The sequence below is a fragment of the Marinomonas sp. GJ51-14 genome, from assembly GCF_055808695.1.
The window spans coordinates 1,279,540-1,297,500 of record NZ_CM147879.1 but is presented as its reverse complement, the minus strand read 5'-3'; the positions used below and the strand labels follow the sequence as shown (position 1 = coordinate 1,297,500).

General features: G+C 39.7%; 14 protein-coding genes and 1 tRNA gene (1 of these 15 only partly in view). 1 reads left to right on the top strand and 14 read right to left on the bottom strand.

Features of this window, described 5'->3' with window-relative positions:
• The 4 genes from AC0L3Y_RS06290 to AC0L3Y_RS06275 form a co-directional block, all read right to left on the bottom strand.
• Positions 1 to 173, bottom strand: the 5' portion of a protein-coding gene (locus AC0L3Y_RS06290; RefSeq protein WP_473469981.1) for an ABC transporter permease. The gene continues 622 nt to the left of window position 1, outside the view; the window shows 173 of its 795 coding nt (coding positions 1–173); it begins with the start codon at positions 171 to 173; the stop codon falls past the left edge of the window.
• Positions 170 to 1,057, bottom strand: a complete 888-nt coding sequence (locus AC0L3Y_RS06285; RefSeq protein ID WP_473469980.1) for an ABC transporter permease — start codon at positions 1,055 to 1,057, stop codon at positions 170 to 172. Before AC0L3Y_RS06285 ends, AC0L3Y_RS06290 begins: the two co-directional genes overlap by 4 nt.
• On the bottom strand, positions 1,050 to 2,132 hold the full coding sequence (locus AC0L3Y_RS06280) for an ABC transporter ATP-binding protein (RefSeq protein WP_473469979.1): 1,083 nt from the start codon (positions 2,130 to 2,132) through the stop codon (positions 1,050 to 1,052). Before AC0L3Y_RS06280 ends, AC0L3Y_RS06285 begins: the two co-directional genes overlap by 8 nt.
• A 119-nt stretch (positions 2,133 to 2,251) precedes the next feature.
• On the bottom strand, positions 2,252 to 3,364 hold the full coding sequence (locus AC0L3Y_RS06275; RefSeq protein WP_473469978.1) for an extracellular solute-binding protein: 1,113 nt from the start codon (positions 3,362 to 3,364) through the stop codon (positions 2,252 to 2,254).
• A 436-nt stretch (positions 3,365 to 3,800) separates the two neighbouring features.
• Between AC0L3Y_RS06275 and AC0L3Y_RS06270 the strand changes: the two genes are divergently transcribed.
• The gene (locus tag AC0L3Y_RS06270) at positions 3,801 to 5,687 is read left to right on the top strand and encodes a methyl-accepting chemotaxis protein (protein WP_473469977.1); all 1,887 of its coding nucleotides are present in this window, start codon (positions 3,801 to 3,803) and stop codon (positions 5,685 to 5,687) included.
• A 58-nt stretch (positions 5,688 to 5,745) separates the two neighbouring features.
• On the opposite strand, the gene serA is transcribed toward AC0L3Y_RS06270, so the two are convergent.
• The 10 genes from serA to AC0L3Y_RS06220 all read right to left on the bottom strand — a co-directional run bounded on the left by serA (position 5,746) and on the right by AC0L3Y_RS06220 (position 17,928).
• Complete coding sequence (gene serA / locus AC0L3Y_RS06265; RefSeq protein ID WP_473469976.1) at positions 5,746 to 6,975, bottom strand: phosphoglycerate dehydrogenase; 1,230 nt, start codon at positions 6,973 to 6,975, stop codon at positions 5,746 to 5,748.
• 166 nt (positions 6,976 to 7,141) lie between these two features.
• Positions 7,142 to 8,248, bottom strand: a complete 1,107-nt coding sequence (trmA, locus tag AC0L3Y_RS06260; protein ID WP_473469975.1) for a tRNA (uridine(54)-C5)-methyltransferase TrmA — start codon at positions 8,246 to 8,248, stop codon at positions 7,142 to 7,144.
• Between the two features lie 105 nt (positions 8,249 to 8,353).
• A complete protein-coding gene (locus AC0L3Y_RS06255) occupies positions 8,354 to 9,550 on the bottom strand; it encodes a hypothetical protein (protein ID WP_473469974.1) in 1,197 nt (398 codons plus the stop codon).
• A 3-nt stretch (positions 9,551 to 9,553) separates the two neighbouring features.
• Positions 9,554 to 10,249 (bottom strand): 5'-methylthioadenosine/S-adenosylhomocysteine nucleosidase, encoded by a 696-nt coding sequence (gene mtnN, locus AC0L3Y_RS06250; RefSeq protein WP_473469973.1) that lies wholly within the window; start codon positions 10,247 to 10,249, stop codon positions 9,554 to 9,556.
• A 33-nt stretch (positions 10,250 to 10,282) separates the two neighbouring features.
• Positions 10,283 to 12,850, bottom strand: a complete 2,568-nt coding sequence (locus tag AC0L3Y_RS06245; RefSeq protein WP_473469972.1) for a hypothetical protein — start codon at positions 12,848 to 12,850, stop codon at positions 10,283 to 10,285.
• On the bottom strand, positions 12,838 to 13,938 hold the full coding sequence (locus AC0L3Y_RS06240; RefSeq protein ID WP_473469971.1) for a substrate-binding domain-containing protein: 1,101 nt from the start codon (positions 13,936 to 13,938) through the stop codon (positions 12,838 to 12,840). The genes AC0L3Y_RS06245 and AC0L3Y_RS06240 overlap by 13 nt, the downstream gene beginning before the upstream one ends.
• A gap of 185 nt (positions 13,939 to 14,123) precedes the next feature.
• A tRNA-Leu gene (locus AC0L3Y_RS06235) sits at positions 14,124 to 14,208 on the bottom strand.
• A gap of 145 nt (positions 14,209 to 14,353) precedes the next feature.
• Positions 14,354 to 15,421, bottom strand: a complete 1,068-nt coding sequence (gene fba, locus AC0L3Y_RS06230; protein ID WP_473469970.1) for a class II fructose-bisphosphate aldolase — start codon at positions 15,419 to 15,421, stop codon at positions 14,354 to 14,356.
• Positions 15,422 to 15,654: 233 nt separating this feature from the next.
• On the bottom strand, positions 15,655 to 16,863 hold the full coding sequence (locus tag AC0L3Y_RS06225; protein WP_473469969.1) for a phosphoglycerate kinase: 1,209 nt from the start codon (positions 16,861 to 16,863) through the stop codon (positions 15,655 to 15,657).
• A 45-nt stretch (positions 16,864 to 16,908) separates the two neighbouring features.
• Entirely contained in the window at positions 16,909 to 17,928 is a 1,020-nt protein-coding gene (locus AC0L3Y_RS06220) for a type I glyceraldehyde-3-phosphate dehydrogenase (protein WP_473469968.1), read from the bottom strand.
• Positions 17,929 to 17,961 lie beyond the last annotated feature (33 nt).

Here is a 17,961-nt window from a genome sequence, read left to right as displayed (position 1 = left end):
TGAGCGAGCGCCTCAAACCACTTGAGTGTTGCACCTTTCCACGGTGATACAGTAGGAAAGCGGCTGTCATTAAACGTCGCCAACCCCATGATAATAAGTGGCGTAAATAGATATAAGAAGAATATGCCGATATAAAAACGCACACCGAATCGCATAATGGTTTCAGACTTCATTTTGCAATATCCCCCAACCCAACTTTAAAGACATGCATCACCAAAGCAATAAAACCAATACACATAATCAAAAGCAAGAACGCGTAAGCCGCACCTTGGTTCCAATTACCGCCCTCAAAAAACCAGTTGTAAATAATTTGTGTGAACCATCGACTTCCCGGAGAACCTAACAATGCAGGAACCGCATAACTACCGGCAGCCAACATGAAAGTCATAATACAACCTGTTGCAATACCCGGTTTAGCATGAGGTATAACCACTCGCCAATGGGTTCGAATCCAGCCAGCCCCAAGATTACGAGCTGCTTTGATCTGATTCGCATCCAAACTTTCAATGGCGTTATAAATCGGAAAAATCATAAAAAGAATATAGGCGTAAACCATACCAACTAACACACCACCATCACCCGATAAAAAGCGGATTGGACGATCAATAAAACCTAAACCTAACAACAAAGCATTCAATGGTCCTTTATAAGCCAAAATAATGTACCAAGAGAATGTGCGTAAAATCTCATTAATCCAAAAAGGAATAATCAATAACAACAAGCACAAAGCTGCTTTTTGTGGTGTTGCCACTTTCGCCAAATAAAACGCTATAGGATAACTAACCAATAGGGTCAATGCAGTCACAAGAACACTCGACCAAAGGGTTTTAAAGAAGATGGATAAATGTATCTTGTTATTAAATAACGTCTCATAGTTAACTAAAGAAAAGGTATCTTTTGGCCCACCTATGTCTACAGGTAACAAATTTGGGCGAAGTGAGTAATCGATCATCAAGATCTGCGGCAAGATTACTAACGCAATCAACCAAACAGCAACCATGCCTACAATACCAACAGCTAGCCCACTACCAAAGCGAGATTTAAGTTGATTAAACATGACCCTCTCCAGCAATAACAATTGCATCTTGTTCATTATAAGAAAGACTAACAGGTGCACCTTTTTTCAACGACTCTGAAAATTGGTGCGTTCCAAGCTGAATTGACAAAGTCTGATTCGCCGGAGTGTTTGCATTCAAGGTTAAATAAGCACCTTCGAAATTAACTTCGTCGATCGTTGCTTTCAGGGTGTGCATACCATCTTCAGACTGAAGCCTAAAATGCTCTGGCCGAATAAACAGCGTAGCATCACTTCCAACCGTCAGATCACCTTGAGAACGTCCAGCCAAATTACCTAAAGGACCACAATCTAATACAACAAGATTAGACTCTGCAGCTACCACTTTTCCACGAACGCCATTATTTTCGCCAACAAATGAAGCCACGAAAGGCGTATGGGGATCGCGATATAGCGTAATTGGGTCTGCAACCTGCTGAATTCGGCCTGCCGACATAACAGCAACTCGATCAGACATGGTTAAGGCTTCACCCTGATCATGGGTAATATAGATAAAAGTAATGCCAGTTTTACGCTGAATCTCTTTTAACTCAGTTCGCATATGTTGGCGTAATTTCAAATCTAGCGCAGACAATGGCTCATCAAGTAATAACACTTGCGGCTCAACTGCCAATGCTCGAGCAATGGCAATACGCTGCTTCTGACCACCAGATAATTCCGAAATTTTCTTTGTGCCACTATCTTCTAGCGCTACGAGTTCAAGCAATCTATCTGATGCTTTTTTACGCTCACTTTTCGAAACACCGCGAACCTCTAGACCAAATTCAATATTTTCAGCTACCGTCATAAGAGGAAAAAGCGCGAGGTTTTGAAAAATCATCGACGTAGGGCGTTTATTGGCTGGAACACCTTTCATGCTTTGACCACCAATTTTCACATCACCCTGAGTTGGATCCAAAAAACCACTAATCATGTTCAGAATCGTAGTTTTTCCACAACCAGAAGGCCCTAGAAAACTAAAGAACTCACCAGACTCAATTTTCAAATCTGTTTTCTGTATTGCTGTAAAATCGCCAAATTGCATTATTGTGTTGTCTAAATGAACACTACTATCCATATCTCTCTCGCTGATTATTTTTCTATAAACAAGAAAGCTCCTTGCAAGCAAACGTCGCAAGGAGCTTTACTAAAGAAGGTACTATTCTAAAAGATACAAGCACCTTCTCTAGGCTTTCTTTATGCCGACAAGTAACGGTCTTGATATTCATTACGTAATGCAACATACCAAGGTTCTTGAATTGGCCACCACCAAAGGTTGGCAAGATCTTCTTTACTATAAGAGTCTTGGAAGAACTGTTTAGTTGCTTCTGGTAATAGTACATCAGCACCTTTTGCAGTTGAGTTATAACCAGTCGCTTTTACGAACATAGCACCAGCTTCTGGAGTGTAATACCAGTTGATAAACTCATAAACTGAATCAATGTTATTGGCATTTTTAGGAATAACAAAACCTTCCATCCAAGCCAATGCGCCTTCTTTTGGTGCGCCATAAGCAATAGGTTCACCTTCAGATTGAAGTTTAAATGCCGTGCTATCCCATGTTTGACCAATAACAGCACCATTTGCACGAAATGCACCTTGAGCTTCATTTTCTGTTGACCAAAATTGAGCTAGTGAACTTTTATGCTCCGATGCAACTTTCAAAATCACATCAAAGTTAGCGCGCATTGCTTTTTCATTTTTATATGAATCAAGTAGTGGGTAAGGTAGTTTGCCTGCTTTTTCTAACCACAAGCCAATACCAACTAACGCAGAATGACCACGAACCGTAACACCACCGACATGCTCTGGCTTCCAAAGGTCTCCATAACTCAAGTTGCGCGGATCAACGCTTGCATCTTGCTTATGGTAAGCAATAGCTTCTGTACCCCAGTCTGATGGTGCAAAATAACGTTTTCCGTTTACTATACCACCAACATCTGAACCAGCTAGAGCGCTGTCTAAACAGCCACTCCAATTAACACGTTTTACATCAAGCGGTTGGATTAGATCGTAATCAACATAACCAGGCACACGGTCAACGGTTGGCATAATGATGTCAAAACCGGTCCCATCTGTTGCACGTAAAGAGTTTAGCAACTCATCATTTGTGCCGTATGGCGTGAAGGTCGCATTAATACCTGTTTTCGCCTTAAAGTCTGACAACATTTCATCTGTAATGTAACCAGCCCACGCATAAATACGTAATTCTTTATTAGCTGCAATGGCTTTATTCATTGCGAATGGCGTTGCGGCAACAGCTCCTGCTGCAGAAGCGCCTTTAACAAATTGACGTCTTGAAAGGGTCATTTCTTAACTCCTTTAATTTATATGGTTATTTGCGATTTTTTAGATAAATGGCTATACGCCTAAAAACCTTCCAACTAAGCACATGCTTAATATGTTTTTTAATCTATTACAAAATAATGACAAAAAAGTGACTATGACAGTTTTTTTCATTTTTTATAAACAACAAACACCGATAACGACAATTAAAGTCGAGTGGTGTCGTTATTAGACAACAGATGCATCCGTTTCATCAAATATACCTTATTTAAAACCACCTAACTCATGTCACATTTTTGTCACACTATCGTATTAAGGTAATCCTCTTTAATAGATGCTGTAAACAAATACCCTAAAAAAGGTTGGTTTTTAATTGAAAATTTCCCAAGTCACTCGCACTACCACATTGAGTTACCTCATCATTGCCGTTATGTTAATTGCCCTACTTCTATGGAGTCTTATGAAATTTCGCAATGCTTTTGAGCAAAGCGATACTTACACTCTTGTATGGGAATATTCGTCAATCAATTTAAAACAACAAATTGAAGGCTACCTATCCTCTGGTGATGCATCCGCTTTGCAAACAACAAAAAATTTTATACAAGAAAATATTCGTCCAGCATTAAGAGCCCTGCCTAGAGATATTCAAGAACCGATTGATGCTCAGTTAGCTTTAATTGAAGAAAGTCTGCAATCAGACGTCAGAGCTGCAGGAAAGTTATCAGGCAACCCCTTAGCGCTAATCGAAAATAATGAACGACAAACGCTCTTATCTCTCAATACACTCGCAGACAAAATTCAATTATTCCAAGCTAGAAATGATCTATTTTCAGCCGCACCTTATCTCGCTAATCAAGCGAACTTATATGCAGATCTAGCACACGTAAATAGTGCTAAAAATGACTATCTAACGAATAACACACAAGAAAACTATCAACGCCTAAAACAAAGCATCGAACTTTTCCAATCTCACATAAAAGATCTGAGCCACCTTCCTACATTGGTATTAAACGAAGGAGAGACGATAGATGATGCTAACGATTTATCATCATTGATGGGGTGGAGTACTGAAGAAGAGACTCCAGAAGAAATTGATCCACTAGAAGAAACCAAAAGTGAGCTGCACACTTGGTCCAACCGCTATTTGAAAGACGTCGACTCTAGCCTTATTAACATACAACATGCTTTAGCCGCACAAGAAAAAATACGTTCGCAGATAAGCCAACTAGAAGCGACTCTCAAACTAGGTACCAAAAATATTCAAGACAGTGCCAAAGCAACTCAGCAGCAAACTCTTTTCGCCTTCTCCGGCTTCGTCATTCTAATGGTATTAACCACCATTTTAGTGCACATTTTTCAAAATCAGGTCGTTGTAAAAAGTGCCAAGGATTTATACTTCGCTGTTAAGAGTTTAGTGGAACATCAAAATATCAATAGATTAACTATTAGCAAAAACAAAAATGAGTTGTCTGATGTTGCTCATTATCTTAATCGATATCTAGAGCAAATAGCAGCTCAACGCCAACAACGAGACACAGAACTAAATAATATTTCAGTTTCTCTCAATGATATGCTGAATGCTTTTAGCCAAGTGCATGAACTAGGTGTAACATCAAAACAAGATCTTGATGACACTTTAAAACTGTCAAACCAAGTAGAAACACTCGCTAATAAAGCAGAAGTAAGAGCTCAGGAAGTAGCCAGCTACGCGGCGGAAACAAACACAGCAATGACGTACAGCGTAGAACAAGCAAAATCTTTAGCGTCTGCTAACCAAATTACAGTTGAGCGCCTCAATAGCAGCAAAAGCGCCTTAGATAACTTAGAGTCTTCTGTATTGAGCGCTTCATCCATTGTGAGCGGTATTAAAGACATCTCCGAGCAAACCAATCTGTTAGCACTTAACGCAGCCATAGAAGCCGCTAGAGCGGGTGAGCACGGTCGCGGTTTTGCTGTTGTTGCCTCCGAAGTACGGACTCTTTCCAGCCGTACCCAGCAATCTCTTGAAGAAATTACCGAAATTTTCTCACGCCTTACCTCTGCCACCAGCAAACTAAAAACAAACTTAAATCTTATTGAGAATGCATCCTCAGAACAAATCAGTTTAACAACTGCACTTGGACAATCGGCTCAAGACATTCTTGAAACATCTGAGCGATCAAGTTATCTTGCGAAAAAAGCAACAGGCTATGCGGCGGAACAAAAGGTAGGTATGAATAACCTAAATGCAGCAGTTGTAAAAGTAAGAGAACAAGCCAATGAATCAGAAACTTTTATGGTAAACGTTACCAACAACATTAAACAAAAAATCCAAGACATTACGTCAACATTAGGCATCAAGAAATAAACATAAAAAATCCAGCCGTAGCTGGATTGTTTTATTCACTAACGTATCTATATAAAGTTTAGAACAAGACGCGCGCTTTTACTGTGCCATCTACTTCTTTTACTTTCTCAAGTGCAAGTTCACCAGTTTTAGCATCCACATCCATTACCATATAGCCCAATTTCTCCGTAGTTCGAAGATACTGACCAGTGATGTTAATGTTGTGTTCAGAGAAAATTGCATTAATTTTAGAAAGTACACCTGGACGATTTTCATGAATATGCAAAATTCGGTGGTTATCAGCTTGTGCTGGTAAGGCCACTTCAGGGAAATTAACCGCAGCAATGGTTGTACCGACATCAGAGTATTTAATTAGCTTCTCAGCCACTTCAACACCAATGTTTTCTTGTGCTTCCATTGTACTACCGCCGACATGAGGCGTTAGAATTACATTATCTAGACCACGCAATGGCGATATAAATTCTTCGTCATTACCTTTTGGTTCAACCGGGAACACATCTACTGCAGCACCGCTCAAATCACCTGATTTAATAGCTTCTGCAACAGCGTCCAAATCCGCAACTGTTCCACGAGAAGCATTAATAAAAATAGAACCCTTCTTCATTTGAGAAACTTCTTTCGCACCAATCATCAACTTCGTTGAATTGGTTTCAGGTACATGCAAACTAATAATGTCACAAGTAGACAAAAGTTCTTTCAAGCTTTTAATCTGACGGGCATTACCCAGTGGCAACTTCGTGACGATATCGTAAAAGCAGACTTCCATACCTAAGGATTCAGCCAAAACACTTAATTGTGTTCCTATGCTACCGTAACCAATGATACCTAAACGCTTGCCACGAGTTTCATAAGAACCAACGGCTGACTTAATCCAACCACCGCGATGACAAGCCGCATTTTTAGCAGGAATGCCACGAAGCAATAAAATCAACTGACCAAGTACAAGTTCAGCCACACTACGCGTATTTGAGAAAGGGGCATTAAATACAACAATACCTTTCGCGCTTGCCGCATCAAGGTCAACTTGGTTTGTACCAATACAAAAACACCCAATGCTAACCAGTTTATTGGCATGCTCTAATACTTTAGCGGTCAGCTGAGTACGAGACCGAATACCAACAAAATGCGCTTCCGAAATTTTCTCGATCAGCTCATCTTCCGCTAAAGCGGTTTTATGATATTCGATGTTGGTATAGCCTGCCTCATGCAACGCATCCAATGCAGATTGATGAACGCCTTCTAATAGCAAGATTTTGATTTTGTCTTTGTCTAGTGAGTTGTTACTCATGGCTCGTTCGACTTCTCTATGGTGGTGGGGGAAATAATTCAGTTATATTAACACAGAACAATCCGTAACCTAATCATCAGTACAGGAATGTCATTCATTATAAAGAGAACAAAACTCATACACCTTTACGTAATTTAATGAACTTTCCACTCTTTAAGTTTAAAGGTTATTGATCTTGTGATTTTCTAGTCAAGTACACAGCAGTTTCCACATGATGAGTGTAAGGAAACTGATCAAACATGGCATAACGAACAACGTCATGCGTACTTGATAAAGCTTCTAAATTCGATTTCAGTGTTTCTGGGTTACAAGAAATATAAAGGATAGAATCGATTTTACGCACAAGCTCAACGGTTGCGTCATCCAACCCTGCGCGCGGAGGATCAACTAGTACAACTGACGGTGAAAGCTCATTGACTCCGGCTTGAATTAATGTTTTTGGTAATTCAACATCTCCATTTAGTGCAGCAGATACATCTTCACTGGCCATTTTGACCACTTGAACATTTTGCATACCATTAATCGCAATATTAAGTTGCGCAGAATTAACAGAGACTTTAGAGATTTCAGTCGCCACCACTCGATCAAAACGTCGAGCCAATGGAATAGAAAAATTACCATTACCACAGTACATTTCTAGTAAATCTCCTGATGCATTTTTTGTTACATCAAGAGCCCACTCAAGCATCTTCTCGCTAATACCTGCATTCGGTTGGGTAAAACTATTTTCCACTTGTTGATAATGAAATTTTTGACCATGAACCGTCAAAGTTTCCATAACAAAATCACGGGTCAGTATTTGTTTTTTCTTACGACTTCGACCAATAAAATGGCAGGCAGGAAAAGCAGTATTTAATAGTTGTGCAGCAGCATTCCATTCTTCATCAATTGGTTTGTGGTAAAGCAAACTAATGAGAGCTTCACCTGTGGTAGTCGTTAAAAAATCTACTTGGAAAAGCTTATTACGTAGCACAGGAACATCACGAACAGCTGCAATCAGTTTCGGCATTAGTTCATTAATAAGACGTGAGGCAGCAAGAAATTGATCTGTTCTAATTGGGGTACGAGGGTCAGCAGAGTCAAACATTGCATAGTACAAGTCATCACCATCATGCCAAATTCGAAATTCAGCTCGCATACGATAATAGGATGGCTCACTTGCAAACACTTCCATCTCAGGCAATGACAAGGCTGCCATTAACTCTGCCAAACTAGCCTGTTTTTTTTGCAATTGCTCTTCGTACATTTCGGGTTGAATTTGATCCGGTCTCATGACTCATTCTCTTGGAAGCGATAGGAACTAATAATCTTAGAGCGCGGCATTATACGAGTTCCCTCCTCACAAATCTAATCGCACTAATCTATGAAGCAGACGGATTTAATGTAGATACTCTGGACCTAATAGAATAGCAAGAGATAAAGTAAGCGAAGCCTCAGCATCATAACCATTGTCCGCTTCATGGGTAAACTGTGGTTTTACCTGACCAATTAACCAATCTTTGTAGAGTAAATGTTCATATAAAAAATTATACAAAAAACTATCGGGTTGAATATTATGTTCTCCAGATTGTAGAAAACTTAATTGATAACTCATTCTATTTTTTTCATTGATAACATGACGAATATAAAAGTTTTCCCGTACATAAAACAACCCGTCTTTATCTAACCATGTTACACCAAAATCAGTACTATACTGTAATGACGGGCTTTGTTTATAGCTAAGCCCTATGCCGTATCTAGCCCCAACACCATCAGAGTAGTAGGCAAACATTTCTTGCTTTTGCCACCATGCAAATGCATTTTCATCGTTTCCTTGTTGAAAATGCAAACGTAAAAAAGGATCTAGAGGGAAAGCTAAACGAATCCCCATATCAAAATCGGCCCCCATGTCAACTCGAACAAAACGTATAGCAGCGGAAAAGCTCGAACTTAGAGCAGAGTTAACAATATTGTCTTGCTGTGAGGATTCATCTAATTCGTTTTCAGGCACGAGAGAATCACCATTAGACTCAATAACCAGCCTTAAACGATCTTGTGTATTCGGCAGTTTCAACTGCCCCTTTAAATCAAAGAAGCCTGAACTAGAAGCTTCTTTTAAAATAGGCCCAAAACGGATCTTAACTTGACTTTCAGAAGCCGCGCTACTGGGCTGCCCAGATAAAAAAGTATCAATATTACCTGACCAATTACCAATAGTTTTAGAAACCGTTTCGTGAGTGCCTTTCCACCAAGAAAGATCATCTCTCTCTATTTGAGTCTCACTTTCAACACTTTCAACACTTTCAACACTTTCAACACTTTCAACACTTTCAACACTTTCAACACTTTCAACACTTTCAACACTTTCAACACTTTCAACACTTTCAACACTTTCAACACTTTCAACACTTTCAACACTTTCAACACTTTCAACACTTTCAACACTTTCAACACTTTCAACACTTTCAACACTTTCAACACTTTCAACACTTTCAACACTTTCAACACTTTCAACACTTTCAACAGAATAAGAGTATAAGGGCCATATAGAAACCACCACATAAGCCACAATAAAATAGCCCTTTCTCCATAACACCTTTTATTGACCTTTAATCATTTGCTGAATCATACGAGAAGAGTTTTCAGCTGCAACTTTAAGGTATTCTTCAAAGCTTTGAGGTGATTCTTTACCTGCGATATCTGACAATGAACGAACAACAACAAAAGGTGTTTCGAATTTAAAACAAACCTGTGCCACCGCAGCGGCTTCCATTTCAACCGCAACCAAAGCTGGAAATAGAGCACGCACAGAGTCAACTCGAACTGGGTCATTCATAAAGCTGTCGCCAGTGCCAATTAGACCTACTTTAGCCTTAACATCTGTCACCGTTTGCATCGCTTGCAGAGCTTGATTCACCAGTTTCTTATCTGCTTCATAAGTTGCGGGCATACTTGGCACCTGCCCCATAACATAACCGAACGCTGTAACATCCACATCATGATGGATAACTTGATCTGAAATCACGACATCCCCAACCTGCAGATCAGGGTCAAAGCCACCAGCTGAGCCAATATTAATAACATACTCAGGTTTAAATTGAGAAAGCAGTAAAGTGGTAGAAACGGCTGCATTTACTTTACCAATTCCTGATTTCAGCAGTACAACATCTTTACCTTCAAATTGCCCTATAAAAAAATCACAGCCAGCAATGCTTTCTTCACAAACATCTTTCATCCATGCCGTTATAACAGCTACTTCTTCATCCATAGCCCCAATCAATCCAATAACACTCATGTACTGCTCCTATTCATTCGTCGCACTTAATCATTAACTTTGTTGTATGACATATTGAGTAAATAAACTTATTTGATCATCTGAATACGGTTGTCCCATTTCAAAAAGTGCCACATTATCCGGCATTTCAGGCCAGCTTTGTACTGAATAAAACTGTATTTCAGGAAACTCAGAATGGATTGTTTTCAAGAGTTCTGATGATTGTGGTGTTAATAACACAACAATCGCATCTGAATGATAAGACAACACAACATGATAATTGGATAAATCCGTTAACCACTGTGTAGCCAATCCATAGTGACTTAACTCTGTATACCAAATTGCTTTAGTTACTCGACTTCCTCCAACCATCACCCACGAACGTCCTTTATCTGTAGAGCGTATCGGATCAATTCCTTCCAGCTCAAAAGCCTTTTTCAATGATTGATATAAATTGTAATCGAATGGGCATCCATTCAATGTAAAAACATAAGGATCAATATCTTCAAGCAGCGCACTATTGAGCCATACAATAGGAAGTGAATCACGGTTGTACTTTAATCTGAGCGCTCTAGTCATTTCAGATTGAACATCAATCTCTTTGTCACACCCAATTAATATTGCATCGAATTTGACCACATCACTAAACTGAGTAAAAAAGCTGTCCGTCGACACATACTCCTCAACACTTAATCCCAATCTAGTTAATGACGCCTTAATCGCATTTGAATTAGGGTAATCGTTAGCCACCCATGCAACAACACGATCAGGCGACAATGATTCAAATTCCGATTCTTTTTTCTGCGTTAGAAAATTAAGCTGTAATGCATTATTTCGTAATATTTTTTGTTCACCATCAAAATGCGTCATGAGCATTTTAATCATCCAGAAAAACAATGGTCTTGACGTCATGTCATGCATAGCAATTAATTCAATTTCATTTTGCTTAAAGCGAATAGTTAAGCGACGCTCAGCCATATCATTCGACATTACCATCATAAATAAAATACGTATTAGACTTTTAAAACTAGCATCGACTTCAATTTCTGTTTCTCCGTCGATAAGTGAACAGTCCAACAGTGCCCTATTTGCTTCAATTCCCATTGCCGACATGACGCGAGCACTCTCTTCACAAAGCACTTCTCCAAGTGGTATATAAGTCACGTCACTCTCAGCCTGGCTAATATCATTCAAAGCTGATATTAATAAAGAGATCCAACCTTTAAGCTGCCGTGTCGTAATATGCGATGGTAAAGAAGACAAATAAGAAAGCTCGCTCAACATAGCCTTTGTATCCACCTGCCTTTGCACTGCAGAGGCCAATGGTTGTAATTGCTCCAGCTGCCATAACAAGCTAGTTTCTTGAGTCATATTTCTACCAACCAAAAGCAGACCGCGATATGAGCTTTCATTTTTGAATGAATAAACCTGCCATTTATAGATACGCCCTAAACTCGTCATTGTTAGCTCAAATGTAATACCAACCTCACCTTTTAGAGCTTCTTTAATGGCTTGATGACAAGATATTGGCATGAAATCAAACACTGTCCGAGCTTTTTCAGCCTCTGGAAAGAGTATCTTTGCTTCCGCATTAATCATCTCCACTTCAGTCACTTCACTACAGAAAATAATCGCGCTGTGTATGGACTCTGTTAGAAGTTTAAACCTATGATCTTTCGCTTTAATCAACGCTCTATATTGACCATTTTGTTGCTGTATCGGCTGCAGTTCATCGAAAGGTAAAAATTGCTTTTCATTATGATGAACAATCGCTTTAAGAGGAGAAAACACCAATTTATTAATGATGTAGATCAGTAAGAAATAGAAAACTATCAAAACCATTCCTATTGCTATAAGCAAAGGAATTGCACTCTTTAATGTTGTCGAAGATAAGGTATTTTCTTGAATGATTTCTAGTTCTAGATCCGTTTGTACTGGCGACTTTAAGGGCAAACGGGTACTTAATGCCTGCTTAGTTGGTTCGGAGCCTATTTTATATTCTTCGAGCAACACATTATTAGGCCCATTACCATAAATACGGACACCACTTACTTGCGGACTTTCAAGCAATTCACTCGCCAATGTCAGATTATCGTTTAGTGAAATAAAGCCATATAAAAAACCGATATTTTTCCGGTTCTCAGAAAGTAATTTTTTCTTATACATCAACAAAATAGAATTATCTTGTGTCACAATAGACATCCATCTATTGATAAGCCCTTTTTGTAGTACAGAATCAAAGTCAATCTTAGTAAACAAACGAGCGCGAGGATCCATAGATCGCTCCCCATCACCCCATTCAATATAGAAAAAATCTAATCCACCAAAAAATAACACTTCATGGTGACTAAACAACAAATCTAATTCGCGTCCTGTTTCATAACGACTAAAAGACAAGCCTTGCCCAATAAAATTAATTTCATCTTCCGCACGAGCTAAGTAACTATTAAACGCTTGCTCTGCAACTTGATGCTTTAATGCTAAGTTTCTCTCAGCAGCAGAACGATTTAAAGACTCAATAAAATATAATGTCGCTAACCCAATAATTAAAAAAACCACACTAATTAAAAGCAACATTCTCTGTCGTAAACGACGACGTAAACTAACGGTTACTCTTGCCATAAATCCGCCGAATAATGATATGCCTCTTGCACCATTAAAAGTAAACTTTCTAAACCCAACTCTGCAGGTATGAGGTTTGCGTGAGCGACATATAGGTTTGGCATATTTTTCCCTTCAATATCCAGTTTAATGGCTTCAGCTACAGCAATAGACAAATCATCCATCATAAACAACACGCTAGCTTTGATTTGTGAATTTTCTGACTCCGCCACCCCTCCGGCAAGCAGTCCCCAGGCATTAGTTTGAATACTGGTAATATTGCTTTCTTTTAACGCATCCACAACTCCAGCAGAAATATTCTGAGAACAACTAAAAATAAAATCGGTTGGACTCTCCTTAATTACAGCACGAGCAAGATTAAATGCGTCCTGTTTATTATCTGCGACTTCCCAGATGTCACTAACATGACGTCCATAACGCATCATTTCATCTAAGAATAAATCACAACGAGCATATCCAAGGTACCCAATAGGTAAAACTAAAGCGGATATACTTATATCTAGCGGCAATTGTCGATTAAGATAACTAGCGAGCATCTTAGTCGCTCTTTTTTGATCAAAGCCGATATACATCAATGGAGGATGATTCATCCAATGAATAAATGGCGAAGCAAAATTATACAAAATCACCTTAGTTTTATCTGAACGTAAAAAACGTTCCAAGAACCGACGCTGTATTGCACCAATTCTGGTCATGACAATGTAGTCAGGTTGAGCATTTTCCATTTTGAGATAAGGCTCTAGATTAGGCCGATATTCAGATCCATCAACATAAGTGTCTAACCGATAATTAATTGCCAGCTCTCGCATACGCCTTTTGAACGACTGTAAAAGAGATTTATTTTCCAGTGAGTTTTCATCACCAAACAATAGCATCGCGATTCGCACAGGCTCTTTCTGGGCGATATTAATGGGATTAGGAAGAGAATTTACTACCGAAGTAAATTGTTCAGCCAAAGGGCCTTGCTTCGGTATCGCCTGATAAAATTCGTGACTCTCCATCACATCCAGCATTATGCCCGCAGACTGTCCAGAAGAAACAAATCCTCCCAAAGCAATCAACAAGATAAAAACATGCAGTCTTCGCATTCATTGGACCCGATGAAAATCATTAGAATTGTTATTCTAACCAAATTAACGAACTTTCGTGACAACAGAAATAAGAAAATGCAAACAAGCACAAAAATGAAGGGTAAATAGAAAAAGAAAACAAAGCGTTTAAACAAAATTCAGACATAAAAAAAGCCGACATAAAGTCAGCTTTTTTTAAAATTTGGTGCGGAAGGAGAGACTCGAACTCTCACGCCGTGAAGCACTGGAACCTAAATCCAGCGTGTCTACCAATTCCACCACTCCCGCAAGGAATGGCGAGCATTATAGGTAAATGAATTTTACGGTCAATAGTTTTTTTGAATATTTATCAAAAAAACTTAAAAAACACTACCATTCACCCGTTTGACTCGCCTAACCAACACAAATGCTTTATCAAGCACAAGGATAGGTTTTAAAAAGCACGCCCATTGTTATACTCACCACGCTCATAACGCACAGCCATTTCTTCCAAATCCATAGTATGAATTCGAGAAGCCTGACCTGCAGACCCAAACGCTTCATAACGATCAATACAAACCGCTTTCATCGCTTTAATACTTTCGGTTAAATACTTACGTGGATCAAAGTTACCTTTGTGCTCTGCAAGACTACGGCGAATAGCGCCTGTCGCTGCCAAACGTAAATCTGTATCAATATTTACCTTACGAACACCATAACGAATTGCTTTCACAATTTCGTCGACAGGAACACCGTAAGTTTCTGGAATTTCACCGCCAAACTCATTGATGATTTCTAACCAGTCTTGTGGCACAGAAGAAGAGCCATGCAATACGATATGCGTATTAGGTAACAATTCAACAATCTTCGCAATACGCTCGATATCAAGAATGTCTCCTGTAGGTGGTCGAGTAAACTTGTACGCTCCATGACTTGTTCCTATGGCAACAGCCAAAGCATCAATACCTGTCGCATTAACGAAGTCTACTGCTTCCTGAGGATCTGTAAGCATTTGATCCATCGTCAAAATACCTTCAGCGCCCACACCATCTTCTTCACCAGCTTCACCTGTCTCTAGCGACCCCAAAACACCCAACTCACCTTCTACCGATACGCCACAAGCATGTGCAAACTCAACCGTACGGCGAGTAACATCAACATTGTAGTCGTAACTGGCAGGTGTTTTACCATCAGCCATCAAAGAACCATCCATCATGACAGATGAAAAGCCTAATTGAATAGAACGCTGGCAAATCGCAGGTGATGTACCGTGATCCTGATGCATTACAACAGGGATATGAGGGTAATCTTCAATAGCTGCAGCAATCAAGTGACGCAAGAAATGGGAGCCTGCATACTGACGCGCTCCCGCTGATGCTTGCATGATAACAGGTGAATTCACTTCATGAGCGGCCTCCATAATGGCCTTAACCTGTTCCATGTTATTCACATTGAAGGCTGGTAAACCATAGCTGTGCTCGGCAGCATGATCTAGCAGTTGACGCATACTAATTAAAGGCATACAAGGTTTCCTCTGACAATTGGTCTTATATTGTATTTATACGGATGAAGTTAAGATGTTTAGCTAACTCTCCGAATATTTATTCATGATACTTCACAGCATCATAAGGCTTTTCAGCCCTATCGTTATTGTCATATTCGATCTTAACGCCGAATAGGTCACTCTCTAGTGTGATAATCGCCGACACTACTTAATACCTGTATCTATATTAAACAATGCCAGCGAAATAGGCTTTACGCCTTTATAATTTTAAATGATCTTTTGTCATTCTTTGATACTAATTTTGCGCTGCGCGACTCTAACATCGCAACAGCTGGAAGTACTTTTCCTTCAACAAATTCTAAAAAAGCTCCGCCACCAGTCGAAATATAAGAAATTCTATCTGCTAAACCGTACTTATCGATTGCTGCCAAGGTATCGCCGCCGCCAGCAACAGAGAAAGCATCGCTATCAGCAATAGCTTGCGCGACCACTTCCGTACCTTTAGAAAAATTATCAAACTCAAAAACACCGCATGGACCATTCCATAGAATGGTTTTTGCGTTCTTTAAAATCTCAGCAAGGGCTTGAGCAGAATCTGGACCCAAATCCATAATCTCTTCATTATCAGCCACTTGATCAACAGGTTTGATTGTTGCAACAGCTGTCTCAGAAAACTCCGTTCCAATACGAACATCAGTTACTTCTGGAATATCCAAGTCAGCCATTAGTTTTTGTGCTTGAGGGATTAAGTCTTTTTCATACAATGACTTACCTACATTGTAACCTCGAGCAGCAACAAACGTATTTGAAATACCGCCACCAACAATCAGTTGATCGCAAAGCTTAGATAAAGATTCTAGAACAGTTAGTTTAGTCGATACTTTTGAACCTCCAACAACGGCAACTAAAGGACGAGCTGGGTTATCAAGTGCTTTACCTAATGCTTCTAATTCCGCTGCAAGTAAAGGTCCAGCACAAGCTACAGGAGCAAACTTAGCAACACCATGAGTTGATGCGTGCGCACGATGTGCTGTACCAAAGGCATCCATCACAAAAACATCACATAAAGCCGCCATTTTTTGGGACAAAACTTCATCGTCTTTCTTTTCACCGACATTGAAACGCACGTTTTCAACTAAGACAAGCTGACCGGCTTCAACATCAACACCATCTAACCAATCTTTTATCAGAGGAACGTCTTGACCCAACAAACTTGCTAAATGTGTCGCTACAGGTTGAAGTGAAAACTCTTCTTCATATTGACCTTCTGTTGGACGACCAAGATGAGACATAACCATCACTTTCGCACCAGCCGCTAAAGCAAGTTTGATTGTTGGCAATGCAGCACGAATACGAACATCGCTGGTTATTTCCCCATTCTTCACTGGCACATTAAGATCTTCACGAATCAACACTCGTTTGTTCTTCAAATCTACATCGTTCATTTTTATTACGGTCATTTACAAAGTCCTTAAATTAAACATAGCGGTGCATCAATATGAAGATTACGACTTAATCACACCAGCCCAATACTTAGCCACATCTAACATACGATTAGCGTAGCCCCATTCATTATCAAACCAACACAACAACTTAACCATGCGTTGATCAATGACTTGTGTTTGCGTACTGTCAACAATGACAGAACGCGGATCATGATTGAAATCCACTGAAGCATGAGCCTCTTTAGTAAACCCCATTAGTCCAATATATTTCGTACTAGCTGCATGCTCTAACTGAGCATTAATTTGCTCAGCTGTTACATCTTGCTCTGTACGTAAAACCAAATCGATAACAGAGACGTTTAGAGTAGGAACACGAACGGCATTACACCCCATTTTCCCTGCAAGCTCAGGCATCATACGTGTGATGCCCCTTGCCAAACCAGTATCCACAGGAATGATTGAACTCAACGCAGCACGGGTCAAACGCAAATCTTTAGTATGATAACCATCAATTACAGGTTGATCATTCATTGCAGAGTGGATGGTTTGTGTTGCCCCATGCGCCACACCTGCGAATTGCTTAATGACATCTAATACAGGAATCAGACAATTTGTCGTGCAAGAGGCAGCAGAAACAATATCATGACTCGATTGTATTTCTTCATGGTTAAAACCATAAACAATCGTCGCATCCACATCCGATGCCGCAGGTTGAGAAAGTAAAATTCTTGGCACACCGGCATTTAGGTATGCCTGAGCACCTTCACGATCAGAGAAGCTACCAGAACACTCAAACACCATATCTAAACCTAAGGATGACCACTCTAGCTCTTCTGGTTTAGCACAAGAAAAACAAGCAATGGCGTCATCACCAATAAACAATGTATTGTCTTTTGTAGATACAGGTTTAGGGAAGCGACCATGAGTCGTGTCATAGCGTGTCAGATAACTGATTGTCTCAATGTCAGACAATTCATTTATTGCCACCACTTGAATGTGATCACGATAGCCATTTTCATAGAGTGCTCTTAATACCGAACGCCCTATACGGCCATAACCATTAATAGCGACTCGCAACATATTCCTACTACTTCATCGCAACGTAAAACAATT